The organism is Streptomyces sp. SCPE 10, from assembly GCF_051980735.1.
GTDB classification, from domain to species: Bacteria; Actinomycetota; Actinomycetes; order Streptomycetales; family Streptomycetaceae; genus Streptomyces; species Streptomyces misionensis.
On the sequence record NZ_CP197069.1, the window covers coordinates 1,633,044 to 1,655,331 of the forward strand.

Here is a 22,288-nt window from a genome sequence, read left to right on the forward strand (position 1 = left end):
AGAGTGTCGTAAACACACGCAAAACCCTCAGAGGGGTTTACAACGGCACCGTAGGTGGCATGTCGATTTCGCCGACGTGCGAATCCCCGAGCGCACACTGAGCGAAAGGCCCTGGCGCTTATGAACACCACGGTCAGCTGCGAGCTGCACCTGCGCCTCGTTGTGTCGAGCGAGTCCTCCCTGCCTGTCCCCGCAGGCCTGCGGTACGACACGGCCGACCCCTACGCCGTGCACGCCACCTTCCACACCGGAGCCGAGGAAACCGTCGAGTGGGTGTTCGCCCGCGACCTCCTCGCCGAAGGCCTCCACCGGCCCACCGGTACCGGCGACGTCCGTGTCTGGCCGTCCCGCAGTCATGGTCAGGGCGTCGTCTGCATCGCCCTGAGCTCCCCGGAGGGGGAGGCGCTGCTGGAGGCCCCGGCGCGGGCCCTGGAGTCCTTCCTGAAGCGGACCGACGCCGCCGTGCCGCCCGGCACGGAGCACCGGCACTTCGATCTGGATCAGGAGCTCTCGCACATCCTGGCGGAAAGCTAGCCCGCGGCCCTTCCGAGCAGCCCGGCGCCGTCCACTCGGGGAGACGGCTCGGGCCACACAACCGCATACGGCACGGACCGCCGCCGTCACCGTGAGCGCTCACGGAAGCGGCGTCGGTCCGCCGCGCGTGTCGCAGGGCGCTTGCCCCGGTCCGGGAACCCGTCGGCCCCCCAAGGCGTTCTTTGGGGGCGTCGGGGCCGGACAGCGCCGGTGCGCCGGGCGCGCTGTCGCTACCATCGGCCAGCATCGGCGGGCGCCCGCCCGACCCCCAGGCCAGGGAGCGAAACGTGCTGATCACCCATGACACCCGGTGCGCGCTCGACACCGTGGTGGATCTGGTGAACACCGCGCCGGAGGACGAGACGGCGGCGGACGCGCTGCCGGATGTGCCGGCCCTCGCGGACTTCATCCGGAAGCACGAGATCAGCGATGTCGGGGTGCTGTCGCAGGCCGATCTGTCGGGCGTGCGGGAGATCCGGGCGCGGTTCGCGGCGATCTTCGAGGCGGCGGACGCGCGGGCGGCCGCCGGGCTGATCAACGAGCTGGTGGCGGCGGCGGGCACCACCCCGCGACTGACCGACCACGACGGCTACGACTGGCATGTGCACTACTTCGCCCCGGGTGCCTCCGTGGCCGACCACCTCGCCGCCGACTGCGGGATGGCGCTGGCCTTCTTCGTGGTCGCCGGGGAGGAGGAGCGGCTGCGGCGCTGCGAGGCCCCGGACTGCCGGCGCGCCTTCGTCGACCTCTCGCGCAACCGCTCCCGCCGCTACTGCGACAGCCGCACCTGCGGCAACCGCCTCCACGTGGCCGCGTACCGGGCCCGCCGGAAGGAAGCGACGGGCTGAACCGCGACGGCGCCGGGGCGCCGCGCGAGACGTCCGCCCGTCAGCGATTCACGGCGGAAGTGGCGGCCGGGGCACCGGCCGGACGGCGGCCGTCGGCAAGGGCCATGTGCCACCTCCCGCGGGCGCGGAGGGGCCGCTGGGCGGCGCCGGGCGTGGCAGCGGGGGCCGCGGCCGAGCGAGCCGCGACGTGTCGGGCGAGGGCCCGTGGCGGGGCGTCCACGGGCAGGCGACCGGCATCGGCGACCGGGGCCGTCGGGAGCCGGGGACGGTCCGGCAGGAAACGGTCCGGCAGGAAGGGGCCGGTCCGACGGGGGCGGGGACGCGCAGGTGTGTGGTCGGGCCGGGCGGTGGGAGTGGGCCGCAGGGGTGCCGTGGCGCGTTTCGAAGAGTGGCGGCCTGCCTGCCGGGAGGGCTCCGGGGCGGGGCGACGTCGGTCCCGGCGGGTGGCGCCGGGACGGACGTGTACGGCTCACAGCAACAGCAGGTCGTGCAGCGCAGCCATGAGGATCAGACACCCGATCACCGCTAGGAAGATCATCAGCGGTGGCTGGGAAAGGGCGAAGAGGCACCCGCGCGGCTCGTCCTTCGGCGGCGCGGCCTCGCTCTGTGTCGTATCCACCATCTCGCGGCCGATGATGGCGCACCGGGGAGCCCCTCAGCGATCAACACTCGCGATCTTGCGGGAGTTCGCCGAATACCGTGATCTCTCGTCCGGCTCGCTTCGGCTGGTGAACGTTTCCGCACGTCCGGGGACCCACTGTGTCGCATCGGCCAGTCATGTGACTGTCATATGCCGTGCTTCTTGAGGATGGCCTCGATGTCGCTGAAGTCGTCCCCGGCGGAGGACGAGCGGGGGGCGGCCGGGCGCTGGTCACCGCGCAGGGCCGGTGCGGAGGACGTGGGCGCCACGGCCCCGGGGCGGGCCTCGGGTGCCGCCCGGCGCTCCTTGCCGGGGGCGCCGGTCCGGCGGCGCTCGACCGCGCGGGTGCCGGTGAACAGCAGCCAGGCCGCGCCCAGCACCCCGAAGCCCGCCCACGCGGTGGGGCTGAAGGCGGTGTCGGCGAGCCAGCCGACGACACCCGTCATCACCAGGCCGACCGGCACCAGCGAGTAGGCGGCGATGCGGGCCGCCGACAGGAAGCGCCTGCGGTACGCGGTGACCACCGCGATGCCCAGGCCCGCCGCGGACACGGCGGAGCAGACGGTCTCGGCAATCATCCGGTCCTCCTGGCGGGCTCGGTCGGGGCGACAGGCACGGGCGGGGCGCCCCGGCACGACCGAGGTGCGGCGCTTCGTCCCTTCCATCCTGCACCGCCCGGCCCGCGCGCGGCCATGGTCCGGCCGGAGATCAGGGAGATCTCCGGGTCGTCTCCTCCTGCGGTCCCATGGTCGGATTGGGGCGGTGGCGGGCGGCCTGGGAGACTGGGCGCATGAGCGACTCCTCCCCCGTGCGCACCGATCCCGTCGTCCTCGACGTCTGGTGCGAACTCCAGTGCCCCGACTGCCGCGCCGCCCTGGACGACGTGCGCGCCCTGCGCGGCCGCTACGGCGACCGGCTCGACGTGCGGCTGCGGCACTTCCCGCTGGAGCGGCACAAGCACGCCTTCGCGGCCGCCCAGGCCGCCGAGGAGGCGCAGGCACAGGGCAAGGGCTGGCCATATGTGGAGGCCGTCCTGGAGCGGGTCGAGAAGCTGGACCGCGAGGGAGAGCCCTTCCTGGTCGAGGTGGCCCGCGAACTCGGCCTGGACGCCGAGGAGTTGGACACCGCGCTGATCGACGGACGGCACATCCTGATCGTGGACGCCGACCAGGCCGAGGGCAAGGCGATCGGCGTGACCGGCACCCCCACCTACGTCATCGGCGGCCACCGGCTGGACGGCGGCAAGAGCCAGGAGGGGCTGCGCGAACGGATCGAGGAGATCGCGGACGGGCTCCTCGCCGGAGAGGACGCCTGAGCCCCGCAGCACCCGGAACGCCGGAGTACGGCCCGGCTACACCAGTGGCTTCGACAGGGAGTGGCTCGTCGTCTCGTAGCCGAGGGACTCGTACAGCCGCTCGGCCGGGGTGTCGCCCGCGAAGACGTGGAGGCCGAGCAGGCGGTGGCCGTGCTCCAGGGCCTGGCGTTCCGCGAGGAGCATGAGGGTGCGGCCGTGCCCCCGGCCGCGCAGGGCGGCGTCGGCCTCGACGTCGTACACGCACGCCCCGGCCTCCCCCAGGGCGAGCCACAGGGTGCCGGCCCCGGTGCCCTCGTGCTCCAGGACGCTGAAGAGCATGCCCTCGGTCGCGAGCCCGTCCGGCAGCAGCCGGGCGTGGTCGTCGCGGACCTTGGCGCGGGCGGTCTCCTCGGGGACACCCCGCTCGGCCCACATACGGATGCGGCGCTCGCTCGCGCGGGCCAGCCAGGACGCGAACTCGGCCTCGGTCATGGGCCGCGCGCGACTGCCCGGCGGCAGCGCGGGCGGGGTGCCCAGGCGTTTCTCCATGCGGCGGCTGCGCGGCGTGTAGCCGAGGGCGGCGAACAGGCGCAGCGCGACGTCCCCCGGGGCCGGGACGACGGTCTCGATCCACCGGCAGCCCCAGCCGCGCGCCACCTCCTCCGCGGCGAGCGCGGCGACCGTGCCCCGGCCGCGGCGCCGGTCGGGCTCGGCGATCGTCAGGTCCTCGATACGGGCCGTCGAGGCCCCGAGGGAGGGCGAGGTGCCGAGGCGGATCTCGCCGACGGGGCGGCTGTTCACGCACACCTGGTAGCGGCGTGAGCGGGTGCCGTCGGGGTGCTGCTGGAGCGGCTCGGCCGGCCGCAGGGTCGTGGTCATCACAGGTGTTCTACCCGCGGCGGCCGGCCGAGTCGGCCCAGTGCTACCGGATCGCGGGGCTCACGGGTCGAGGTCGTCGCCGGAGCGCTCGTCGAAGACGCGCATCGCCTTGGCGGTCACCGGGCCCGGGGCGCCCGGGAGTTCGCGGTCGTCGACGCGGTGCACGGCCTGGATGTCGCGCAGGGTGGAGGTCAGGAAGATCTCGTCGGCGCGGGCCAGGACGTCCATCGGGAGGTCGGTCTCCCTGGCGCCGGTCCACTCGACGGCCAGGGCGCGCGTGATGCCGGGCAGGCAGCCGGAGGCGACGGGCGGGGTGTGGATCTCGCCGTCCAGGACGACGAAGACGTTGGACCCGGTGCCCTCGCAGAGCCGGCCCACGGTGTTGCCGAACAGGGCCTCGGAGGCGCCGTGTTCGTGGGCGCGGGCGAGGGCGACGACGTTCTCGGCGTACGAGGTGGTCTTCAGGCCGGTGAGCGCGCCGCGCTCGTTGCGGGTCCAGGGAACGGTGATCACGGCGGTGGTGTCGGGGCGGCGGCTGGTCTCGCCGAGGGCGACCACCAGGGTCGGGCCGTGCTCGCCGCGGTCGGAGCCGAGCGGGCCGTGGCCGCCGGTGTAGGTGATCCGCAGCCGGCCGAGCGGCATCGGGTTGGCGGCCAGGACGGCGGCGCAGGCCTCGCGGATCTCGTCGTGGTCGGGGTCGGGCAGGCCGAGGCCCCGGGCCGAGCGGGTCAGCCGGTCGAGGTGCCGGGTGAGGGCGAAGGTCCGGCCGTGGGCCGCCTTCACGGTCTCGAAGATGCCGTCGCCGACCGTCAGCCCGTGGTCGAAGACGGAGACCCGGGCGGATTCCATGTCCCGCAGCCCGCCGTCCAGCCAGATCTTCATGCGCACGCCTCTCCACTCTCCTCGTACGCCCCCGACGCTACCGTGAGCAGCCGGGACGCCTTCAGCTCGGTCTCCCGCCACTCCCCCTCGGGGTCCGAGCCCCAGGTGATGCCGGCGCCGGCGCCGAAGCGCAGCACGCCCTCGGCCCGGTCGAGCCAGAAGGTGCGGATGCCGACGGCCAGCTCGCCGGTGCCCCGGTCGGCGTCCACCCAGCCGATGCCGCCGCAGTAGGGGCCGCGCGGGACCGGTTCCAGTTCCTCGATGATCCGCAGCGCGCTGGACTTGGGCGCGCCGGTCACGGAGCCGGGCGGGAAGGCGGCGGCGAACAGCTCGGGCCAGCCGGCGCCGGGGCGCAGCTCGCCGCGGACGGTGGAGACGAGGTGGACGAGCCCGGGGTGCTTCTCCACCGCGCACAGGTCGGGGACGGTGACGCTGCCGGTGGCGCAGACACGCCCGATGTCGTTGCGGACCAGGTCCACGATCATCACGTTCTCTGCGTAGTCCTTCTCCAGGAGGTCCGCCTCGGTGCGGCCGGTGCCCTTGATGGGGCCGGACTCCACGGTCCGCCCGTCCCGGCGCAGGAACAGCTCGGGGGAGGCGGTGGCGATCTCCACGCCGTGCCCGGGCAGGCGGATGGTACCGGCGTACGGCGCCGGGTTGCCGCGGGCCAGCAGGGCGGTCAGGGCGTCCACGTCGGCGTCCGGGGGGACGGGCGCGCTGAGCACCCGGCAGAGGTTGGCCTGGTACACCTCGCCGGCCGCTATGTACGCGCGAACGGCGCGCACGCCCGCGGTGTACGCGGCGCGGTCCAGGGAGGAGACCCAGTCCCCCACCGCGGGACCCCGCCAGCCGCCGGGCACCGGGGCGGGCACCGGCGCCCGGCGCACGTCCGCGAAGCGTGCGCAGGTCAGACGGCCCTCGAAGTCCGCGCACACGGCCCAGAAACCGCTGGAGTCCAGGGCGGCGGGATCGCTGGTGACGTCGAGGAGGCCGGTGGCGAGGCGGTCGCCGAAGCGGGCCAGCGGGGACAGTCCGGAAGGGTGGTGGAGCACGTGGCCGAGTCTAGGTCGGGTGTCCGACGGGTGACCCGGCGATGTCCCGGAGGGGGCCCTGACCACCGCCTCCGCCGGGTGCACCGCAGCACGCTGCGCAAACGCGTTTTTGTACTGGCCCGGGAATCCGCTAGAGTTCAACACGTCGCCGGGACGCGAAAGCGGACCGAAACGACAAGCGGACGTAGCTCAGTTGGTAGAGCGCAACCTTGCCAAGGTTGAGGTCGCGAGTTCGAGCCTCGTCGTCCGCTCGAAGGAAGTAGGGGTTCCTCCCGATCCCCTACACTCCTGGTGGAGTGGCCGAGAGGCGAGGCAACGGCCTGCAAAGCCGTCTACACGGGTTCAAATCCCGTCTCCACCTCCAAGGACGATTAGCTCAGCGGGAGAGCGCTTCCCTGACACGGAAGAGGTCACTGGTTCAATCCCAGTATCGTCCACTGGATCTCCGACCCGTTCGAAGATCCGCGGATCCGAAGGGTCCGGACCCCGCGCGATTAGCTCAGCGGGAGAGCGCTTCCCTGACACGGAAGAGGTCACTGGTTCAATCCCAGTATCGCGCACTGACGGTGATCCCCGGATCACGGTCCGCGGACGATTAGCTCAGCGGGAGAGCGCTTCCCTGACACGGAAGAGGTCACTGGTTCAATCCCAGTATCGTCCACACCTCAAGAAGCCCCCGGTCACCTCGTGACCGGGGGCTTCCGCATGCCGCCCTAGCTGGAGAACAGCATGTGGGTGAAGCTCCGGTGGTGGTGTTCGTGGTGCCCGTGGTGCCCGTGCTCGTAGTGGTGGCCGCCGTAGGGGGCGCCCCAGGCGGGCGCGGACGGGGCCGGGTACGGCTGGGCGGCGGGCGGGGCCGGCGGCATCGGCTTGGACCACTGGGCCTCCAGCTGGGTCAGGGCCTCCAGCTCGCCGTAGTCGAGGAAGACGCCGCGGCACCCGCTGCACTGCTCGATCTGGACGCCGCTGCGGTTGTACGTCTGCATGGGCGCGTGGCACTTCGGACAATGCATCGTCGGCTCAACTCCTCGCCGGTCGGTCCTGCTTGGTGTTTCCCCAGGACAGACTCCGTTTCCCGGCCCGTGGTTGCACCCGGTGGCCAAGTCCGCGGGTCAAGTGGTGCGCGGCACGGCCGTCATGCGCGCGCAGGCGTCGACGAGGGCCCGCTCGGCCTCGTCCAGCGGGCGGTGTGCCGCCAGCGCCTTGGTGATCGCCAGGGCGGCCGTCTGCACGGTGAGGGCACGGGCCGGGACCTCCAGGGCGGGCCAGGGGTCGCCGGTGGCGGGCACGGCCGGGCCGCGGGCCGCCCGGTAGGCGGCCAGGAAGCGGCTCCAGGCGGCGGGCGGCAGAAGCCCGCAGGCGTACCAGGCGGCGGGGCGGGCCAGGTCCCAGGCGGGGACGCCGAGCCCCAGGTCGTCCACGTCGATCAGCCGCCACGGGCCGTCGGGGGCGGGGTGCCGGACCAGCTGGCCGAGGTGGAGGTCGCCGTGGCACAGGGCGGGCGGGCCGGGCATCGGGGCCTCGTCGCGGGCCCATGCGGGGAGGGTGTCCCAGGCGTCGAGGACCGGGCGGGCACCGTCGTGGGAGCCGGTGCGCAGGGCGGCGCGCAGCCGGGCGACGGCGCGGGCGGCCTTGGCGGGGCCGCGCATCGGCGGGAGCGGGGGCGGGGCGGCGCCGTGCAGGCGGGCGAGGAGGGTGGCGGTGGCCTCCCAGGGGGCGGCGCCGGGATCGTCCGGGTCCACGGGGGTGCCGTAGGGCCAGCGGGTGACGAGGCGGTCGTGCAGCCGGGCCGGGGCCGGGGTGAGCGGGGGCAGCAGGATGCCGGGGAGCCGCGCCGCCGTCTCCAGGCGCCGGGCGAGGTGGCCGGGGTCGGTGCCCGGAGCGTGAGCCTTGGCGACGGTGCCGGCCACGCGGACGACGGTGGCGTCGGGGCGGTCGGCGAGGGTGACGGGGGTGCCGTCGGCGCCGACGTGGGCCGTGAGCGCGGACCGGATGTTCACGAAACCTCGCTGGTCGGGTGGGGTGACGATACGACGGCGGCGGGGCCGGGCGGGGGCCGGGGCCGGCCGCCATGCGCTCCTCGGCCGTCGGGCCCGGGAACGGCGATGCCGGCGCAGCTCCCCAGCTGCGCCGGCATTCGTGCCGTCCGCCGCACCCCCGTCCCCACGGGGTTTCATGGATGGATGTCCCCGCCCGGACCGCTCTTCCGGGCCTGGGGTCGCCGCTCAGCGCCCCAGCATCGCACCCACGGACGACGCCTGTGTGGCCACCGTCTCCCAGCCGTCGAAGACCAGCAGGAGCAGGGCCGCCAGGGGAAGGGCCATGAGCGTCGCCACCAGCGGGTGGCGACGGCCCGTGCGGCGGGTCGCGTACGTGGCGCGCCGTGGTGCCGTGTGGGCCATGGTCCCTCTCCTGACCGTCTCGACATGTCCGAACAGCGGCGGGTGTCCGACCTCGGGGGACGAGCGCTGCACCCGCCGCTTGACCTCAAATCTAGGCGCGGGGGGCGCGGCGGGCGTCATGCCCTCGTACCGATTGCCGGGCCTCCGGGAGGATGAGGCCCCGGCCGGGGCGTACTCCCGTGGGTGGAGAGCCGGTCCCGGGTCTCGGGGTCATCCCTGAGGGGTCGTCCGCCGTGTCGGGCATGTCGGACGCGTCCGATGGCCCGGAATGAGTGAGTTCGATCACTCGGACCGGTGTCGGCGCGGGTGCCGGGCGTGCTTCCGGAACCCGTCGGCGACGGGTGCGGCGGGGTGCGCGCGACGGGTCCGGCGGCGGGGTCAAGGCGCCGGGACGCCTGGTCGGGGCGGGGTCAACCACCCTGCGGCGCAATCGGGTTGACGGTGCCGACGACCCAAAGTGCCCGCCGTGCGCGGCTTCCTGAACGAGTCTCACCTGGTCCGGGCGGCGCGCACAATCCGTCGGGCCGAGAGGGCGCGGCCTCTGCGCGCGGGCGGCCCGGGAAACGTAAGCTGTGCCACGTCAGAGGGACCGGGCAGCGGGGATGAACATGGCGATGATGCGCCTGAGGCGCGAGGACCCGCGCGTCGTCGGCTCGTTCAGGCTTCACCGACGGCTCGGCGCGGGCGGGATGGGCGTGGTCTACCTCGGCTCCGACAAGAAGGGGCAGCGGGTCGCCCTGAAGGTGATCCGGCCCGATCTCGCCGAGGACCAGGAGTTCCGGTCGCGTTTCGCGCGCGAGGTCTCGGCGGCCCGCCGTATCCGGGGCGGCTGCACGGCCCGTCTGGTGGCCGCCGACCTGGAGGCCGAGCGGCCCTGGTTCGCCACCCAGTACGTGCCCGGCCCGTCGCTGCACGACAAGGTCGCCGACGAGGGCCCGCTCAGCGCGGCCGACGCGGCGGCGATCGGCGCCGCCCTGTCCGAGGGGCTGGTCGCGGTGCACGAGGCGGGGGTCGTCCACCGGGACCTGAAGCCCTCCAACATCCTGCTGTCCCCCAAGGGGCCGCGGATCATCGACTTCGGCATCGCCTGGTCCACCGGCGCCTCCACGCTCACCCATGTGGGCACCGCCGTGGGCTCCCCCGGCTTCCTCGCGCCCGAGCAGGTGCGCGGCGCCGCGGTCACCCCGGCCACCGACGTCTTCTCGCTGGGCGCCACCCTCGCCTACTCCTCGACCGGCGACTCGCCCTTCGGGCACGGCAGTTCCGAGGTGATGCTGTACCGGGTGGTGCACGAGGAGCCGCAGCTGCACGGCGTGCCGGACGCGCTCGCCCCGCTGATCCGGGCCTGCCTCGCGAAGGACCCGGAGGACCGGCCCAGCACCCTGCAACTGTCGCTGCGGCTCAAGGAGATCGCGGCCCGCGAGGCGCAGGGGCTGGGTGAGGTGCGGCCGCCCTCCCCGCGCGCGGCGGAGGCGGACCGGCCCACCGGGCGGCTCGTCGACACCTATCCCGACCCGCAGCGCGCCCAGCGCCGTGCCGCCCCCGGCACACCGCCGCCGCGCGGTACCGCGCCCCGGGGCGGTGTGCCCTCGCGGGGCGGGAGCGGGAGTGGCCCGCGCGCCGGGGCCGCACCCTCGCGCCCCGGTGGGGCGCGGCCCGCTCCGGAACAGCGCGGCGGCCCGCGCTCCGGCGGGGGGAACCGCCCCGGCACCCGCAACGGCGCGCGCCGGCCGGCCCCGCGCACCACGAAGACCAAGCTACGGCCCGCCAACCCGCGGCTGCTGCGTCAGCGGCTGTTCGTGTTCGTGGTGGTGACCCTGCTGGTGGCGCTGGGCATCGCGCTGGCGCAGGGCTGCCAGGGACCGGCCCGTGGCCTCGGCGGCTCCTTCGGGGGCGCGCTGGGCGATCCGGTACGGCACGCGTGGGTCGAGCCGCCGCGGGCGGCCGGCGAGGCGCCGCCGTCCGGGCACGCCTAGGGTCTTTCGTTTGGATCAGGCCGGATCAGGGGCCCGCGAGCCCCGGCACGATCCAAACGGGAGGTCCTAGGCGGCGGGACCCGGCGCCGCCGGGTGACCGGCCCTGGGCCGAGCGGGCTCAGGACCGTGGGCGGCCCGTCGCCACGGCGTAGAAGGCGACCGCGGCCGCCGCGCCCACGTTGAGCGAGTCGACGCCGTGGGACATCGGGATGCGGACCCATTCGTCGGCGGCGACCAGCGCCCGGGTGGACAGTCCGTCGCCCTCGGCGCCCAGCATCAGCGCCACCCTGTCCATCCGGTGCGGGGCGACCTCGTCCAGGCTGCGGGCCTTCTCGTCCGGGGTGAGGGCAAGCAGGGTGAAACCGAACTCGCGGACCTGTTCCAGGCCCTTCGGCCAGTGTTCGAGACGGGCGTACGGCACCGAGAACACGGCGCCCATCGAGACCTTGACGCTGCGCCGGTACAGCGGGTCGGCGCAGTCGGGCGAGAGCAGGACCGCGTCCATGCCGAGGGCGGCGGCCGAGCGGAAGATGGCGCCGATGTTGGTGTGGTCGTTGACCGACTCCATGACCACCACGCGGCGGGCGGTGCGCAGCAGTTCGGCGGCGGTCGGCAGCGGCTTGCGCTGCATGGAGGCGAGGGCGCCGCGGTGCACGTGGTAGCCGGTGACCCGCTCGGCGAGTTCGGGGCTCACCGCGTAGACGGGGGCCGGGAGTTCGTCGACGACGTCGCGCATGACGTCGATCCACTTGGCCGAGAGCAGCATGGAGCGCATCTCGTAACCGGCTTCCTTGGCCCTGCGGATGACCTTCTCGCCCTCGGCGATGAACAGGCCCTCGGCGGGCTCGCGCTTGCGGCGCAGCTCGACGTCGGTCAGGCCCGTGTAGTCGGAGAGGCGCGGGTCGTCGGGATCCTCGACGGTGATGAGATCGGCCACAGGGTGTTACTGCCTTGTCCTGGGTGGGGTGCCAACGGCTGGGCGGGGGGTGCGTCACCCGAGTGCGTTACCCGAGGTTACACGCGATCGAGCGGGCTTCGGTCAGGGGGCGGGCCGCGGGCCGACCGTGACGACCTCGCCGATGACGACGACCGCCGGGGGCTTCACGTCCTCGGCGCGCACGGTCTCGGCGACCGTGGCGAGGGTGGCGTCGACGCGGCGCTGCGCGGCGGTCGTGCCCTCCTGCACCAGGGCGACCGGGGTCTTCGGCGACCTGCCGTGCGCGATCAGCGTCTCGGCGATCTTCCCGATCTTGTCGACGCCCATGAGGACCACCAGGGTGCCGGTGAGCCGGGCGAGCGAGGGCCAGTCGACCAGGGAACGCTCGTCGTCGGGAGCGACATGGCCGCTGACGACCGTGAACTCGTGGGCGACGCCCCGGTGGGTGACCGGGATGCCGGCCGCGCCCGGCACGGAGATGGAGCTGGAGATGCCGGGCACGACGGTGCAGGGGATGCCCGCCTCGGCGAGCGCCTGGACCTCCTCCATGCCCCGGCCGAAGACGAACGGGTCGCCGCCCTTGAGCCGTACCACCGACTTGCCCTGCTTGGCGTGTTCGATCAGCGCGTTGTTGATGGCCTCCTGGGCCATGTAGCGGCCGTACGGGATCTTCGCCGCGTCGATCACCTCGACGTGCGGGGGGAGTTCGGCGAGCAGATCGCGCGGGCCGAGCCGGTCGGCGATGACGACGTCGGCCTCGGCGAGCAGCCGGCGGCCGCGGACCGTGATCAGGTCGGGGTCGCCGGGGCCGCCGCCGACCAGGGCGACGCCGGGGGTGCGGGTGCGGTGGTGGGGGGCGACGAGGGTGCCGTCGCGCAGGCCCTCGACGACCGCGTCCCGGATGGCGGCCGTGTGCCGGGGGTCGCGGCCGCGGGCGTCCGTGGTGAGGACGGCGACCGTGACGCCGGCGCTGGTGCCGGTGGCGGGGGTCCAGGCGGTGGCCCGGTCGGCGTCGTCGGCGCGGACGCACCACACGCGCCGGCGTTCCGCCTCGGCGGAGGCGGCGGTGTTGGCCTCGTGGTCGCCGGTGGCGATGAGGGCGTACCAGGCGTCGGCGAGGTCGCCGTCCTGGTACCGCCGCTGCCGCCAGGTGATCTCGCCCGCGTCCGCCATCGCCTCGACCGAGGGGGTGGCCTCGGGGGACACCAGGACGATGTCCGCGCCGGCCGCGATCAGGGCGGGCAGGCGGCGCTGGGCGACCTGGCCGCCGCCGAGGACGACCACGCGGCGGCCGGAGAGGCGGAGGCCTACGGGGTAGGCGGGATGTTCGGCCATGGCGGGCTCCTCCGGGGGCGTTGTACTGGCCCTGACGTGCGGATTTTACGGTGGCATCGGCGGGGGACGGAGCGGGTGCCCGGGGATTGGGACGGGCGGTCACGGGTGCGGTGCCGGCACCGCACCCGTGACCGGGGAGCCGGGTCCCCTCGTCGGCTACTTCTCCGTGACGCCGGCCGAGTCGAACGTGGCCACCTCGTGCATCGCCCTGGCCGCGCTCTGCACCAGCGGGAGGGCGAGCAGGGCGCCCGTGCCTTCGCCGAGGCGGAGGTCGAGGTCCACCAGGGGGCGCAGGCCGAGCTTGTTGAGGGCGGCCACGTGGCCGGGTTCGGCGCTGCGGTGGCCGGCGATGCAGGCCGCGAGGACCTCCGGGGCGATGGCGCGGGCCACCAGGGCCGCGGCGCCCGCGCTGACGCCGTCCAGGATGACCGGCGTCCGCAGGGACGCGCCGCCGAGCAGCAGGCCCACCATCGCCGCGTGCTCGAAGCCGCCGACGGCCGCGAGGACGCCGATCGGGTCGGCCGGGTCGGGCTGGTGGAGTTCCAGGGCGCGGCGGACCACCTCGGTCTTGCGGACCAGCGTCTCGTCGTTGATGCCGGTGCCGCGGCCGGTGACCTCGGCCGGGTCGGCGCCGGTGAAGACGGAGATCAGCGCGGCGGACGCGGTGGTGTTGGCGATGCCCATCTCGCCGGTGAGCAGCCCCTTGTTGCCGGCCGCGACCAGATCGCGGGCGGTCTCGATGCCGACCTCGATGGCGGCCTTGGCCTCCTCGCGGGTCATGGCGGGCCCGGTAGTCATGTCGGAGGTGCCGCCGCGGATCTTGCGGGGCAGCAGGCCGGGAGTGGCGGGCAGGTCGGCGGCGACGCCGACGTCCACGACACACACCTCGGCGCCGACCTGGGCGGCGAAGGCGTTGCAGACGGCGCCCCCGCCCAGGAAGTTGGCCACCATCTGGCCGGTGACCTCCTGGGGCCAGGGGGTGACGCCCTGGGCGTGCACACCGTGGTCGCCCGCGAAGATGGCGACGGCGGCGGGCTCCGGGATCGGCGGCGGGCACTGCCGGGACAGCCCCGACAACTGCGCGGAGATGATCTCCAGCATGCCGAGCGCGCCGGCCGGCTTGGTCATGCGCTTCTGGCGCTCCCATGCCTCGCCCAGCGCCTTGGCGTCGAGCGGGCGGATCTGTGCGACGGTCTCGGCAAGCAGGTCGTGGGGTTCCTCTCCGGGGAGGGCGCGGCGGCCGTATGTCTCTTCGTGCACCACCCAGGACAGGGGGCGTCGCTTGGACCAGCCGGCCTGCATCAGCTCCGGCTCGTCCGGGAATTCGTCGACGTACCCGACGCACAGGTAGGCGATGACCTCCAGGTGCTCGGGCAGGCCGAGGGCGCGCACCATCTCGCGCTCGTCGAAGAAGCTGACCCAGCCGACGCCGAGGCCCTCGGCGCGGGCGGCGAGCCAGAGGTTCTCCACGGCGAGGGCGGCGGAGTACGGCGCCATCTGGGGCTGGGTGTGGCGGCCGAGCGTGTGCCGGCCGCCGCGGGTCGGGTCGGCGGTGACGACGATGTTCACCGGGGTGTCGAGGATGGCCTCGATCTTCAGTTCCTTGAACTGCTTGGCCCGGCCCTTGGGCAGCGACTTGGCGTACGCCTCGCGCTGGCGCATGGCCAGTTCGTGCATCGTGCGGCGGGTCTCGGCGGACCGGATGACGACGAAGTCCCAGGGCTGGGAGTGGCCCACGGAGGGCGCCGTGTGGGCGGCCTCCAGGACGCGCAGCAGCACCTCGTGCGGGATCGGGTCGTCGCGGAAGCCGTTGCGGATGTCGCGGCGTTCGCGCATCACCTTCAGGACGGCCTCGCGCTCGGCGTCGTCGTAGCCGGGGGCGGCCGAGCCGGTGGACCGGGGTGCCGGTGCCGGGTCGGCGGCGCCGGTCTCCGGGTCCTCCTGCGGCACGGCCTCGGCCTCGCGGGGCGCGGGCACGGTGGCCTGCGGCGCCGGGGCGCCCTGGGCGGGCACGACGAGGGGGGCCGGCGGGGTCGGCGCGAGGTGCGGGGCGCTCGGCACCTGGCCCGCCACGGGCACGAACTGCCCGAGCGGCGGCTCGGGATGCGGCGGCACGTCGCCGGGCAGGCCGGCCGTCCCGTCCTCGACGGGAGCGGGCTGCTCGGGGACGTCCGCGGGGACGGGGTCCGCGGGCACAGCGTCCTGCCGCGGGGCGGGTGCCGGGACGTCCCCGGGCGCGGCGGCGTGGGGTGCGGCGGCCTGGGGTTCGGCGGCTTCGGCGGGCTGGGGGTCCGCGGGGGCGGCCGGGACCGTCGCGGCCACGGGGGTCTGCGGGCCCACGGCGGCGACCGGTGCCGGGGTCTCGACGGGCTGGGTCCCGACGGGCTGGGTCCCGGCGCCGGGGGCGGTCACGGCCGGGTCGCCCGCCGGGGCGGGCTCGGCGGCGTGCGCGGCCTGGCCGACGGCGTCCTGGGCCGTGGGCTGGGGCTGCGGCGGTACCGGCCGGGGCCGCGCGCCGGCCTCGGCGGGCGCGGCCACGGGGGCGACCGTCTGCGGGCCCTGCATCTGATGCGGGTCCGGCGCGGGCGCCGCGGCGGGCTGCTCGGCCGGCTGGGCTTCCCGAGGCGCCTCGGCGACGAACTCGGGGGCCTGGACGGCCTGGACGGCCACGGGGTCGGCGGCCACGGCCTCGACAGGCTGGGCGGCCTCGGCGCCGGGCTCGACAGGCTGGGCGGCCTCGGCGACGGCGACCGCTTCGGGGGTCGCGGCGACGGGGGCCTGCGGGGCGACCTGCTCGGCCACGGGGGCGAGGGGCTCGGCCGGCTGGGCCGTGGGGGCCTCCACCGGGGCCTGACCGGGCTCCGCGGCCACGGCCTCGGCGGCGACCGGCTCGGCGACGGCTTCCACCGGCGGACCTGCCTCGACGGGGACCTGCACGGGCTCGGCGGGAACCTGCACGGGCTCGGCGGGAACCTGCACGGGCTCGGCGGGAGCGGACTCAGCGACGGCCTCCGTCGGCTGGGCGGCCTCGGCGGGAACCGCAACAGGCTCGACGACGGCCTCCGCGGGCTGGGCTGCCTCGACGCCGGGCACGGCGGCGGCCGGAACGGCGGCGGGCTGGGCGGCCACCGCCTCGGGAGCCTGGGGGCCTGCCTCCGCCACCACGGCGACGGGCTCGGCAGGCAGCACGGGCTCGGGGGCCACGGGCTCACCGGCGGCAGGCTGCACGGCCTCGGCCGCAACGGGCTGGGCGGCGGCTTCGGCGACGACGGGCTGCACGGCCTCAGCCGCAACGGGCTCAGCGGCAGGCTGCACGGCCTCGGCGGTGGGCACCGCGTTCGACGGCTCGGCGACGGGCTGGGCCGCCACGGCACCAAGGGTCTGCGCGTCGGCCGGGCCGGGGACGCCGTCCACGGGAGCAGCGGCGGACGCCTCGGCGGCCTGGACCTCCGGCTCCTGCGCGGCCTCGGCGGGCACGGACCGGCCCTGCGCGGTCGCCTCCGCGAGCGGGGCCTCCCCCGCCTGAGGAGCCGGTGCCACGTACACGCCGTCGTGGCCGTCGGCGGGCTGCGGGCCGTCGTGGCCCTGCACCACCTCGGCGGCGGGCTCGTCCTGCGCCACCACGCCCGCCGGGTCAACCGTTTCGGCACCGGCGACCGGCGCGGCCTCGGCCGTACCCGGCGCGGCCACCGCGGCGTCCTCGGCATCCGGCGCCCCGGCGGCGACCGCCTCGGCGGCCGGGCCCGGAGCGGCCGCCGCCGGGCCGGGAGCCGCCCCGGCCGGTGCCTGGCCGGCCGGCTGGGCACCCGGCATCCGATCGGTCCCGGCGCCCCAGGGCGCCGCGCCCTGCGGGCCCATCTCGCGCAGGGGCTGGGCGTCGAGGTGCTCGGGGCCCCGGTCGGCCAGGGAGCGGACCGGACCGGCGGAGTTGTTGGGGATGGGCGGGCCGAGGTGCAGCGGGCGGCGGGGTGCCGAGGCGTCCTGGGCCGACGGCAGGCGGACGCCGCCCAGGTCCACGGAACCGGTGTCGCGGCCGGCGGCCTCGTGCGGGCCCGGCTCGTGGAGGGCCTCGACCACCGGCTCCGGGGCGGGCGGCGGCACTTCGTTGCCCCACGCGCCCTGGGCGCCCGGCAGCAGCAGGTCTTCGTCCTCGGCGGGTGCCTCGGAGAGATAGGTGTACGCGCCGTGCGCGGTGACGCCCGGCTGCTCCACCATGCCTGCGCTCTCCGGCTGTCCCTCGCCCGGGACCTGGCCGGTGTCGGTCATGCGTACCCCTCGCCCAATCGGTTAGTGCTCCTACGACCAGCTCACCCGGAACGGCACACCGACCGCCCCGTAGTGAAGAACGAGCGTCCGTGCCCAGCGGCACGAACGACCCGCCGGAAAAGGCGACAAAGCCATTCAGTGGCATTGTCCCGGTCGTGACGCCGTCGCGACAGCATGATCCGCGACGGGCCGCTGTGGACTGCGCCACGTTGCGCGTCCACGGGTTCGCCGTACCACACCCATCCCAAAACGGGCGTGCGTTCCGGACATTGGGGAACGAAGTTCCGGGGCGCCGGTGCGGTACAACGATCGGCCAGCCTACCGCGCGCGGTACGACAAACCGATCACGGGTTGCGGTCGGGGAGGCTCGCCCGCCGCCCGGACGCCGACTCTCAGCGAGGCGCTTCGCGCGACGGCAATGCGCCGGTGAGCAGGAAGACCACGTTCCGCTCGGTCTCCCGCCAGGCCCGCGTGTCGAGTTCGACGGACTGGAGCAGGGCGCACTCGACGCGGTACCCGTGCTCGGTGAGGTCGCGGCCGACGAGTTCGGCTTCGTCGCGGGTGGCCGCGTGGGTGACGATGCGCTGCGGGCGCCGGTCGGCGACCGCGGAGACCACGGCCGCTCCCCCGCCGCCGACCCGGACGACGTCCGGTTCCGGCAGGTTCTCCAGGATGTGCGGCGCGCTGCCCGGCACCACGTGGAGCTGGACGCCGTAGCGGCGGGCGGCGTCGGCCGTGCGGGCGCAGGCGGCCGGGTCGTGGTCGACGGCGATGACGGCGGCGCCGGCCCGCGCGGCCTCGGTGGCGAACGCGCCGGAGCCGCAGCCGATGTCCCAGACGAGGTCGCCGACGCGGGGCCCGAGGCGGGCGAGTTGGGCGGCGCGCAGCAGTTCGGTCTCGCCCTCGGCGAGCGGCGTGCCGTCGCCGTACGCCTCGTCGGGCTGGACCCAGCCGCGCGGGCCGGTGCCCGGGTCGCGTCCGGCGATCCAGCCGCCGCCCTCCGCGGCGCCCACCGGACCGCCGATGACGATGACCACGTTGGGGTCGCGCCAGGTGTGGTCGGCGGCCTTGTCGGAGGTGACGACGGAGACCTGTTCGCGTTCGGTGCCCAGTTCCTCGCAGATGACGAAGGTGCGGTGGACGCCCTCCAGGAGGAGGCCGAGTTCGGCGGGTCCGGCGCCCGGCGAGGTGAGGACGGCCACCTTGGTGTGCGCGCGGCAGACGTTCACGGCCCGGCGCAGGGTGCGCGGGTGGGCGACGACCACCTGGGCGTCGTCCCAGGGCATGCCGGCCCGGGCGAAGGCGGCGGCGACGGCGGAGACGGCGGGCACGACCTCCACCTCCAGGCCGAACTCGGGGGCGCGCAGGGTGCGTACCACGCCGAAGAAGCCGGGGTCGCCGTCGGCGAGCACGACGGCGGTGCCGCGGTGGGCGGCGATGCGGCGGGCGGCGAGCGCGACGCTGCCGAGGCGGATGCGTTCGGCGGCGGGCGGGATCTCGGGCAGTGCCAGGTGGTGGGCCGCGCCCGCCACGAGGGTGGCGGCGCCGAGGGCGGAACGTGCCGCCTCGGTCAGCGGCGAGCCGTCCCAGCCGATCACCGTGACCCGGTCGGCCATCGTCGTCCATCTCCAGGTTTTCGCAGGTCGTCAGGGGTACAGGGCCCATGGGCGGGCTCCGTGAGGGTACCCGGTGAAACCGTGGCGCAAGGGCGCGTGCGGTTCAGTTCCAGTCGGGGAAGGCGGTGAAGCCGCCGGTGTCGGCGAGTTGCTCGCCCACACCGTCGAGGTCCTCGGGCAGCAGGCTCCAGACGATGAGGTCGGTGCGCACGTCCCGCCACTCGCCCCGGTCGTCGCGGGCACGGGCTATCCAGGCGCCGCGCAGCACTCCCTCGCTGATGCAGCCGATCTTCTGGGCGACCTGCTGGGAGGCGGTGTTGTCGGCGGCGGTGCGCAGTTCCAGGCGCTCGAAGTCCTGGTCGCGGAAGAACCACTGGGCGGTGGCGAGGGCGGCCTCCGAGGCGTAGCCCTCGCCGCGGGCCCAGGGGGCGACGATGTACGACATCTCGGCGGAGCGCACCCGCCAGTCGGTGTGGCTGAGCCGGACGGTGCCGACCAGGCGCTGGGTGAGGAACTCGTCGACGGCGAAGACGATGCCGCGGCCCTCGGCGCGTTCGGCCGGGGCGCGCCGGGTGATCCAGGCGTGGGCGTCGGCCGCGGTATAGGGCTGGGGCACCGAGGTCCAGGCGGTGACCAGTTCGTCGTTCATCATCTCGGCGAAGGCCTCGGCGTCGGTCTCCTCGAAGGGGCGCAGCACCAACCGCTCCGTGCTGATGGAGACGTTGGGGAAGGTGCTCGTCATGCGCCGCTCCGTAACCTTCGGAAACTCGTAAGACCATCAGGGCCGTCACACGGGCCTGCTGAACTGCCCAGCATGCAGCATGAAACCACTGAACCGCACGACGGGGTCCACACCCGGTGAGGGAGTGGACCCCGTGGGTCGTCAGGCGGTGTGCGTGCTGCCCGGCCGGATCAGAAGGACGGGACGACCGAGCCCTGGTACTTGTCCTCGATGAACTTCTTGACCTCGGGCGAGGTGAGGAGCTTGGCGAGCTTCTTGACCCGCGGGTCGTTCTCGTTGCCCTTCTTCACGACGAGGAGGTTGACGTACGGGTTGTTCTTCGCGGACTCCAGGATGATGGCGTCCTTGGCGGGCTTGAGGCCCGCGGAGATGGCGTAGTTGCCGTTGACGACCGCCGCGTCCACGTCGTCCAGGGAGCGCGGGGTCTGGGCCGCCTCGACCTCCTTGAACTGGAGGTGCCTGGGGTTGCCGGCGATGTCCTGGGGGGTGGCCTGGGAGACGCCGGACTTGAGGGTGATGAGCCCGTTCGTGGCGAGCAGCTTCAGGGCGCGGGACTCGTTGTCGGCGTCGTTGGGGACGGCGATGGTCGCGCCGTTCTTGAGGTCGGCCGCCTTCTTGACCTTGTGGGAGTAGAGGCCGAGCGGTTCCAGGTGCACGCCGACGACGGACACGAGGTCGGTGCCGCGCTTCTTGTTGAAGTCGTCCAGGTACGGCTTGGTCTGGAAGTAGTTGGCACCCACCGAGCCGTCCTGGGTCGCCGTGTTCGGCGTGATGTAGTCGGTGAACTCCTTGACCTGGAGGTCGAGTCCGGCCTTCTTCGCCAGGTTCTTCTCGACGAAGTTCAGGACTTCGGCGTGCGGGACCGGGGTGGCGGCGACGACCAGCGGGCCGCTGTAGTCGTGGGAGGCGGAGGACTTGCCGGAGCCGCAGGCGGTCAGCCCGAGGGCGAGGGCTCCGGCGGCGAGGACGGCGGTGGTGAACTTGGCGGTGTTACGCACGAAAAGTGCCTTTCCTTATGGTGGTGCGACCCCGTGAGGGTGACGGGGAGTCTGTGTGCGAAGCGGCGGGGCGGGCCTTACGCGGCCTTGCCGACCCCGGCCGCGTCCGGCTCCTTGGCCTTGAGCAGCCGCAGCTTGGGCGCGGGGCCCGAGCGTCCGCCGCGGCTGTGCAGGGCGCGAGCGGCGAAGTCGCCGGCGAACTGGATGACGGAGATGGCGACGGCGAGGATCGCGACGGTGATCCACATCAGCTCGGTCTCGAACCGCTGGTAGCCGTAGCGGACGGCGAGGTCGCCGAGGCCGCCGCCGCCGACCGTGCCGGCCATCGCGGAGTAGCCGATGAGGGCGATGACCGTGGTGGTGGTGCTGGCGATCAGGGAGGGCAGGGACTCGGGGACGAGCACCTTGCGGACGATGGTCCAGGTGTTGCCGCCCATGGACTGCACGGCCTCCACGAGCCCCTGGTCGACCTCGCGGACGGCCGTCTCGACCAGGCGGGCGAAGAACGGGATGCCGCCGATGGCGAGCGGTACGACCGCGGCGGCCGTGCCGATCGTGGTGCCGGTGACCCAGCGGGTGAAGCTCATCAGGGCGACCATCAGGATGATGAACGGCAGCGAGCGGCCGACGTTCACTATCTGCCCGATCACCTTGTTGGCGACGATGTTCTGGAGCAGGCCCCCGCGGTCCGTGAGGACGAGCAGCAGACCGAGCGGAAGGCCGGCGACGATGGCGATCAGGGTGGACCAGAGCACCATGTCGAACGTCTCGGAACAGGCCTGCGACAGCAGGGGCTGCATCTCGGACCAGGTCACTTGGCACCTTCCTTCACCAGTACGGCCTCCTGGCCCACGACGTCGATCTGGAGTCCCTGTTCGCGCAGGAATCCGATGGGCACCACGTTGTCCTCGTAGCGGCCGGGCAGTTCGAGGCGCATCCGGCCGATCTGGAGGCCGCCGACGGTGTCGATGGCGGCGCCGAGGATCGAGATGTCGATGTTGTAGGTGCGCGACAGCTGGGAGATGACCGGCTGGGTGGCGGCCTCGCCGTGGAAGGTGACGTCGAGGACCGTGCGGTCGGCGCCGGTGCGCTCGCCGCTGACCGGGAACAGCGCGGCGGCCAGTTCGGAGCCGGGGGTGGCCAGCAGTTCGCTGACCGTGCCGGACTCCACGATCCGGCCCTTCTCCATCAGGGCGGCGGAGTCGCAGACGGCCTTGACCACGTCCATCTCGTGGGTGATGAGCAGGACGGTCAGGCCGAGCTGCCGGTTGAGGTCGCGCAGCAGCTGGAGGATGGAGCGGGTGGTCTCCGGGTCGAGGGCGCTGGTGGCCTCGTCGGACAGCAGCACCTTGGGGTCGCCGGCCAGGGCGCGGGCGATGCCGACGCGCTGCTTCTGGCCGCCGGAAAGCTGGGCGGGGTAGGCCTTGGCCTTGTCGGCGAGGCCCACCAGGTCGAGCAGCTCGAGCGCCTTGCGGGAACGTTCCTTCCCGGACTTGCCCAGGATCTCCAGCGGCAGCTCGACGTTGTCCTGCACGGTCCGCGAGGACAGCAGGTTGAAGTGCTGGAAGACCATGCCGATCCGGCTGCGCGCCTTTCGCAGCTCCTTGCCGGCGCGCGGTCCGCGGCCGGCCAGGGCGGTGAGGTCCTGTCCGGCGACGGTCACGGTGCCGGAGGTGGGGCGCTCCAGCAGGTTAACGCAGCGGATGAGGGAGGACTTGCCGGCGCCGGACTGCCCGATGACGCCGTAGACCTCGCCTTCGCGGACGTGGAGATCGACGCCGTCGAGGGCGGTGACCTCGCGGCCGCGGGAGCGGTAGACCTTGGTCAGGCCCGATGTGGTGATCACTGGATTTCCGTCACTGTCGAGTGCGCGGGCGCGGGTGTGCC

General features: G+C 74.2%; 20 protein-coding genes and 5 tRNA genes. 9 read left to right on the top strand and 16 right to left on the bottom strand.

Going from position 1 to position 22,288, the window contains the following annotated elements:
• Positions 1 to 120: 120 nt before the first annotated feature.
• Positions 121 to 534: an SsgA family sporulation/cell division regulator gene (locus tag ACSP97_RS07645; RefSeq protein WP_004002642.1), complete on the top strand. Its 414-nt coding sequence runs from the start codon at positions 121 to 123 to the stop codon at positions 532 to 534.
• A gap of 287 nt (positions 535 to 821) precedes the next feature.
• Positions 822 to 1,382: a CGNR zinc finger domain-containing protein gene (locus ACSP97_RS07650; RefSeq protein WP_355149928.1), complete on the top strand. Its 561-nt coding sequence runs from the start codon at positions 822 to 824 to the stop codon at positions 1,380 to 1,382.
• A gap of 469 nt (positions 1,383 to 1,851) precedes the next feature.
• Here the strand turns inward: ACSP97_RS07650 and ACSP97_RS07655 are convergent, their stop codons facing one another.
• Positions 1,852 to 2,004 (bottom strand): hypothetical protein, encoded by a 153-nt coding sequence (locus ACSP97_RS07655; protein ID WP_167381394.1) that lies wholly within the window; start codon positions 2,002 to 2,004, stop codon positions 1,852 to 1,854.
• A 164-nt stretch (positions 2,005 to 2,168) separates the two neighbouring features.
• Positions 2,169 to 2,600 (bottom strand): hypothetical protein, encoded by a 432-nt coding sequence (locus tag ACSP97_RS07660; protein WP_358274729.1) that lies wholly within the window; start codon positions 2,598 to 2,600, stop codon positions 2,169 to 2,171.
• 212 nt (positions 2,601 to 2,812) lie between these two features.
• Here ACSP97_RS07660 and ACSP97_RS07665 point away from each other — a divergent pair, with 212 nt between their 5' ends.
• Positions 2,813 to 3,337 carry a DsbA family protein gene (locus ACSP97_RS07665; protein ID WP_440556875.1) on the top strand — a complete coding sequence of 175 codons (525 nt, stop codon included), beginning with the start codon at positions 2,813 to 2,815 and terminating at the stop codon, positions 3,335 to 3,337.
• A 36-nt stretch (positions 3,338 to 3,373) separates the two neighbouring features.
• Here the strand turns inward: ACSP97_RS07665 and ACSP97_RS07670 are convergent, their stop codons facing one another.
• From ACSP97_RS07670 to ACSP97_RS07680, 3 genes are read right to left on the bottom strand one after another with little or no spacing between them, the layout of a single operon-like run.
• A complete protein-coding gene (locus tag ACSP97_RS07670; protein WP_440556877.1) occupies positions 3,374 to 4,195 on the bottom strand; it encodes a GNAT family N-acetyltransferase in 822 nt (273 codons plus the stop codon).
• 60 nt (positions 4,196 to 4,255) lie between these two features.
• The gene (locus ACSP97_RS07675) at positions 4,256 to 5,077 is read right to left on the bottom strand and encodes an aminotransferase class IV (protein WP_355150169.1); all 822 of its coding nucleotides are present in this window, start codon (positions 5,075 to 5,077) and stop codon (positions 4,256 to 4,258) included.
• On the bottom strand, positions 5,074 to 6,129 hold the full coding sequence (locus ACSP97_RS07680; protein WP_355149920.1) for a chorismate-binding protein: 1,056 nt from the start codon (positions 6,127 to 6,129) through the stop codon (positions 5,074 to 5,076). Before ACSP97_RS07680 ends, ACSP97_RS07675 begins: the two co-directional genes overlap by 4 nt.
• Positions 6,130 to 6,307: 178 nt before the next feature.
• Between ACSP97_RS07680 and ACSP97_RS07685 the strand changes: the two genes are divergently transcribed.
• From ACSP97_RS07685 to ACSP97_RS07705, 5 genes are all read left to right on the top strand, one after another.
• Positions 6,308 to 6,380, top strand: a tRNA-Gly gene (locus ACSP97_RS07685).
• Positions 6,381 to 6,419: 39 nt separating this feature from the next.
• Positions 6,420 to 6,493 (top strand) — tRNA-Cys (locus ACSP97_RS07690).
• A 1-nt stretch (position 6,494) separates the two neighbouring features.
• A tRNA-Val gene (locus tag ACSP97_RS07695) sits at positions 6,495 to 6,566 on the top strand.
• Positions 6,567 to 6,617: 51 nt separating this feature from the next.
• Positions 6,618 to 6,689, top strand: a tRNA-Val gene (locus ACSP97_RS07700).
• 29 nt (positions 6,690 to 6,718) lie between these two features.
• Positions 6,719 to 6,790, top strand: a tRNA-Val gene (locus ACSP97_RS07705).
• 52 nt (positions 6,791 to 6,842) lie between these two features.
• Here ACSP97_RS07705 and ACSP97_RS07710 read toward each other — a convergent pair.
• From ACSP97_RS07710 to ACSP97_RS07720, 3 genes are all read right to left on the bottom strand, one after another.
• The gene (locus ACSP97_RS07710; RefSeq protein ID WP_355149918.1) at positions 6,843 to 7,142 is read right to left on the bottom strand and encodes a zf-TFIIB domain-containing protein; all 300 of its coding nucleotides are present in this window, start codon (positions 7,140 to 7,142) and stop codon (positions 6,843 to 6,845) included.
• Between the two features lie 99 nt (positions 7,143 to 7,241).
• Positions 7,242 to 8,129 carry a phosphotransferase family protein gene (locus ACSP97_RS07715; protein WP_440556878.1) on the bottom strand — a complete coding sequence of 296 codons (888 nt, stop codon included), beginning with the start codon at positions 8,127 to 8,129 and terminating at the stop codon, positions 7,242 to 7,244.
• 225 nt (positions 8,130 to 8,354) lie between these two features.
• Complete coding sequence (locus ACSP97_RS07720; protein ID WP_355149914.1) at positions 8,355 to 8,531, bottom strand: hypothetical protein; 177 nt, start codon at positions 8,529 to 8,531, stop codon at positions 8,355 to 8,357.
• Between the two features lie 602 nt (positions 8,532 to 9,133).
• On the opposite strand from ACSP97_RS07720, the gene ACSP97_RS07725 reads away from it, so the two are divergent.
• The gene (locus tag ACSP97_RS07725) at positions 9,134 to 10,507 is read left to right on the top strand and encodes a serine/threonine-protein kinase (RefSeq protein WP_355149912.1); all 1,374 of its coding nucleotides are present in this window, start codon (positions 9,134 to 9,136) and stop codon (positions 10,505 to 10,507) included.
• 118 nt (positions 10,508 to 10,625) lie between these two features.
• Here ACSP97_RS07725 and ACSP97_RS07730 read toward each other — a convergent pair whose 3' ends face one another.
• The 8 genes from ACSP97_RS07730 to ACSP97_RS07765 all read right to left on the bottom strand — a co-directional run bounded on the left by ACSP97_RS07730 (position 10,626) and on the right by ACSP97_RS07765 (position 22,247).
• Positions 10,626 to 11,444 carry a TrmH family RNA methyltransferase gene (locus ACSP97_RS07730; RefSeq protein WP_355328671.1) on the bottom strand — a complete coding sequence of 273 codons (819 nt, stop codon included), beginning with the start codon at positions 11,442 to 11,444 and terminating at the stop codon, positions 10,626 to 10,628.
• 102 nt (positions 11,445 to 11,546) lie between these two features.
• Positions 11,547 to 12,779, bottom strand: coding sequence for a uroporphyrinogen-III C-methyltransferase (gene cobA / locus ACSP97_RS07735; protein ID WP_355149908.1), 1,233 nt, complete (start codon positions 12,777 to 12,779; stop codon positions 11,547 to 11,549).
• A 156-nt stretch (positions 12,780 to 12,935) separates the two neighbouring features.
• Positions 12,936 to 17,045 carry a nicotinate-nucleotide--dimethylbenzimidazole phosphoribosyltransferase gene (gene cobT, locus ACSP97_RS07740; RefSeq protein WP_440556881.1) on the bottom strand — a complete coding sequence of 1,370 codons (4,110 nt, stop codon included), beginning with the start codon at positions 17,043 to 17,045 and terminating at the stop codon, positions 12,936 to 12,938.
• Positions 17,046 to 17,437: 392 nt separating this feature from the next.
• Positions 17,438 to 18,661, bottom strand: coding sequence for a precorrin-6y C5,15-methyltransferase (decarboxylating) subunit CbiE (gene cbiE / locus ACSP97_RS07745; RefSeq protein ID WP_355149904.1), 1,224 nt, complete (start codon positions 18,659 to 18,661; stop codon positions 17,438 to 17,440).
• A gap of 103 nt (positions 18,662 to 18,764) precedes the next feature.
• Positions 18,765 to 19,403 (bottom strand): GNAT family N-acetyltransferase, encoded by a 639-nt coding sequence (locus tag ACSP97_RS07750; protein ID WP_355328676.1) that lies wholly within the window; start codon positions 19,401 to 19,403, stop codon positions 18,765 to 18,767.
• 170 nt (positions 19,404 to 19,573) lie between these two features.
• On the bottom strand, positions 19,574 to 20,401 hold the full coding sequence (locus ACSP97_RS07755; RefSeq protein ID WP_440556883.1) for a MetQ/NlpA family ABC transporter substrate-binding protein: 828 nt from the start codon (positions 20,399 to 20,401) through the stop codon (positions 19,574 to 19,576).
• 77 nt (positions 20,402 to 20,478) lie between these two features.
• Entirely contained in the window at positions 20,479 to 21,216 is a 738-nt protein-coding gene (locus ACSP97_RS07760; protein ID WP_355149898.1) for a methionine ABC transporter permease, read from the bottom strand.
• Positions 21,213 to 22,247, bottom strand: coding sequence for a methionine ABC transporter ATP-binding protein (locus tag ACSP97_RS07765; protein ID WP_355525408.1), 1,035 nt, complete (start codon positions 22,245 to 22,247; stop codon positions 21,213 to 21,215). The genes ACSP97_RS07760 and ACSP97_RS07765 overlap by 4 nt, the downstream gene beginning before the upstream one ends.
• Positions 22,248 to 22,288 lie beyond the last annotated feature (41 nt).

Bases quoted from the DNA above. Each gene is read 5' to 3' on its own strand.
- ACSP97_RS07645 (WP_004002642.1), top strand. From the start codon at position 121: ATGAACACCACGGTCAGCTGCGAGCTGCACCTGCGCCTCGTTGTGTCG.
- ACSP97_RS07655 (WP_167381394.1), bottom strand. From the start codon at position 2,004: ATGGTGGATACGACACAGAGCGAGGCCGCGCCGCCGAAGGACGAGCCG.
- ACSP97_RS07660 (WP_358274729.1), bottom strand. From the start codon at position 2,600: ATGATTGCCGAGACCGTCTGCTCCGCCGTGTCCGCGGCGGGCCTGGGC.
- ACSP97_RS07665 (WP_440556875.1), top strand. From the start codon at position 2,813: ATGAGCGACTCCTCCCCCGTGCGCACCGATCCCGTCGTCCTCGACGTC.
- ACSP97_RS07670 (WP_440556877.1), bottom strand. From the start codon at position 4,195: ATGACCACGACCCTGCGGCCGGCCGAGCCGCTCCAGCAGCACCCCGAC.
- ACSP97_RS07675 (WP_355150169.1), bottom strand. From the start codon at position 5,077: ATGAAGATCTGGCTGGACGGCGGGCTGCGGGACATGGAATCCGCCCGG.
- ACSP97_RS07710 (WP_355149918.1), bottom strand. From the start codon at position 7,142: ATGCATTGTCCGAAGTGCCACGCGCCCATGCAGACGTACAACCGCAGC.
- ACSP97_RS07720 (WP_355149914.1), bottom strand. From the start codon at position 8,531: ATGGCCCACACGGCACCACGGCGCGCCACGTACGCGACCCGCCGCACG.
- ACSP97_RS07725 (WP_355149912.1), top strand. From the start codon at position 9,134: ATGAACATGGCGATGATGCGCCTGAGGCGCGAGGACCCGCGCGTCGTC.
- cobA (WP_355149908.1), bottom strand. From the start codon at position 12,779: ATGGCCGAACATCCCGCCTACCCCGTAGGCCTCCGCCTCTCCGGCCGC.
- cobT (WP_440556881.1), bottom strand. From the start codon at position 17,045: ATGACCGACACCGGCCAGGTCCCGGGCGAGGGACAGCCGGAGAGCGCA.
- cbiE (WP_355149904.1), bottom strand. From the start codon at position 18,661: ATGGCCGACCGGGTCACGGTGATCGGCTGGGACGGCTCGCCGCTGACC.
- ACSP97_RS07750 (WP_355328676.1), bottom strand. From the start codon at position 19,403: ATGACGAGCACCTTCCCCAACGTCTCCATCAGCACGGAGCGGTTGGTG.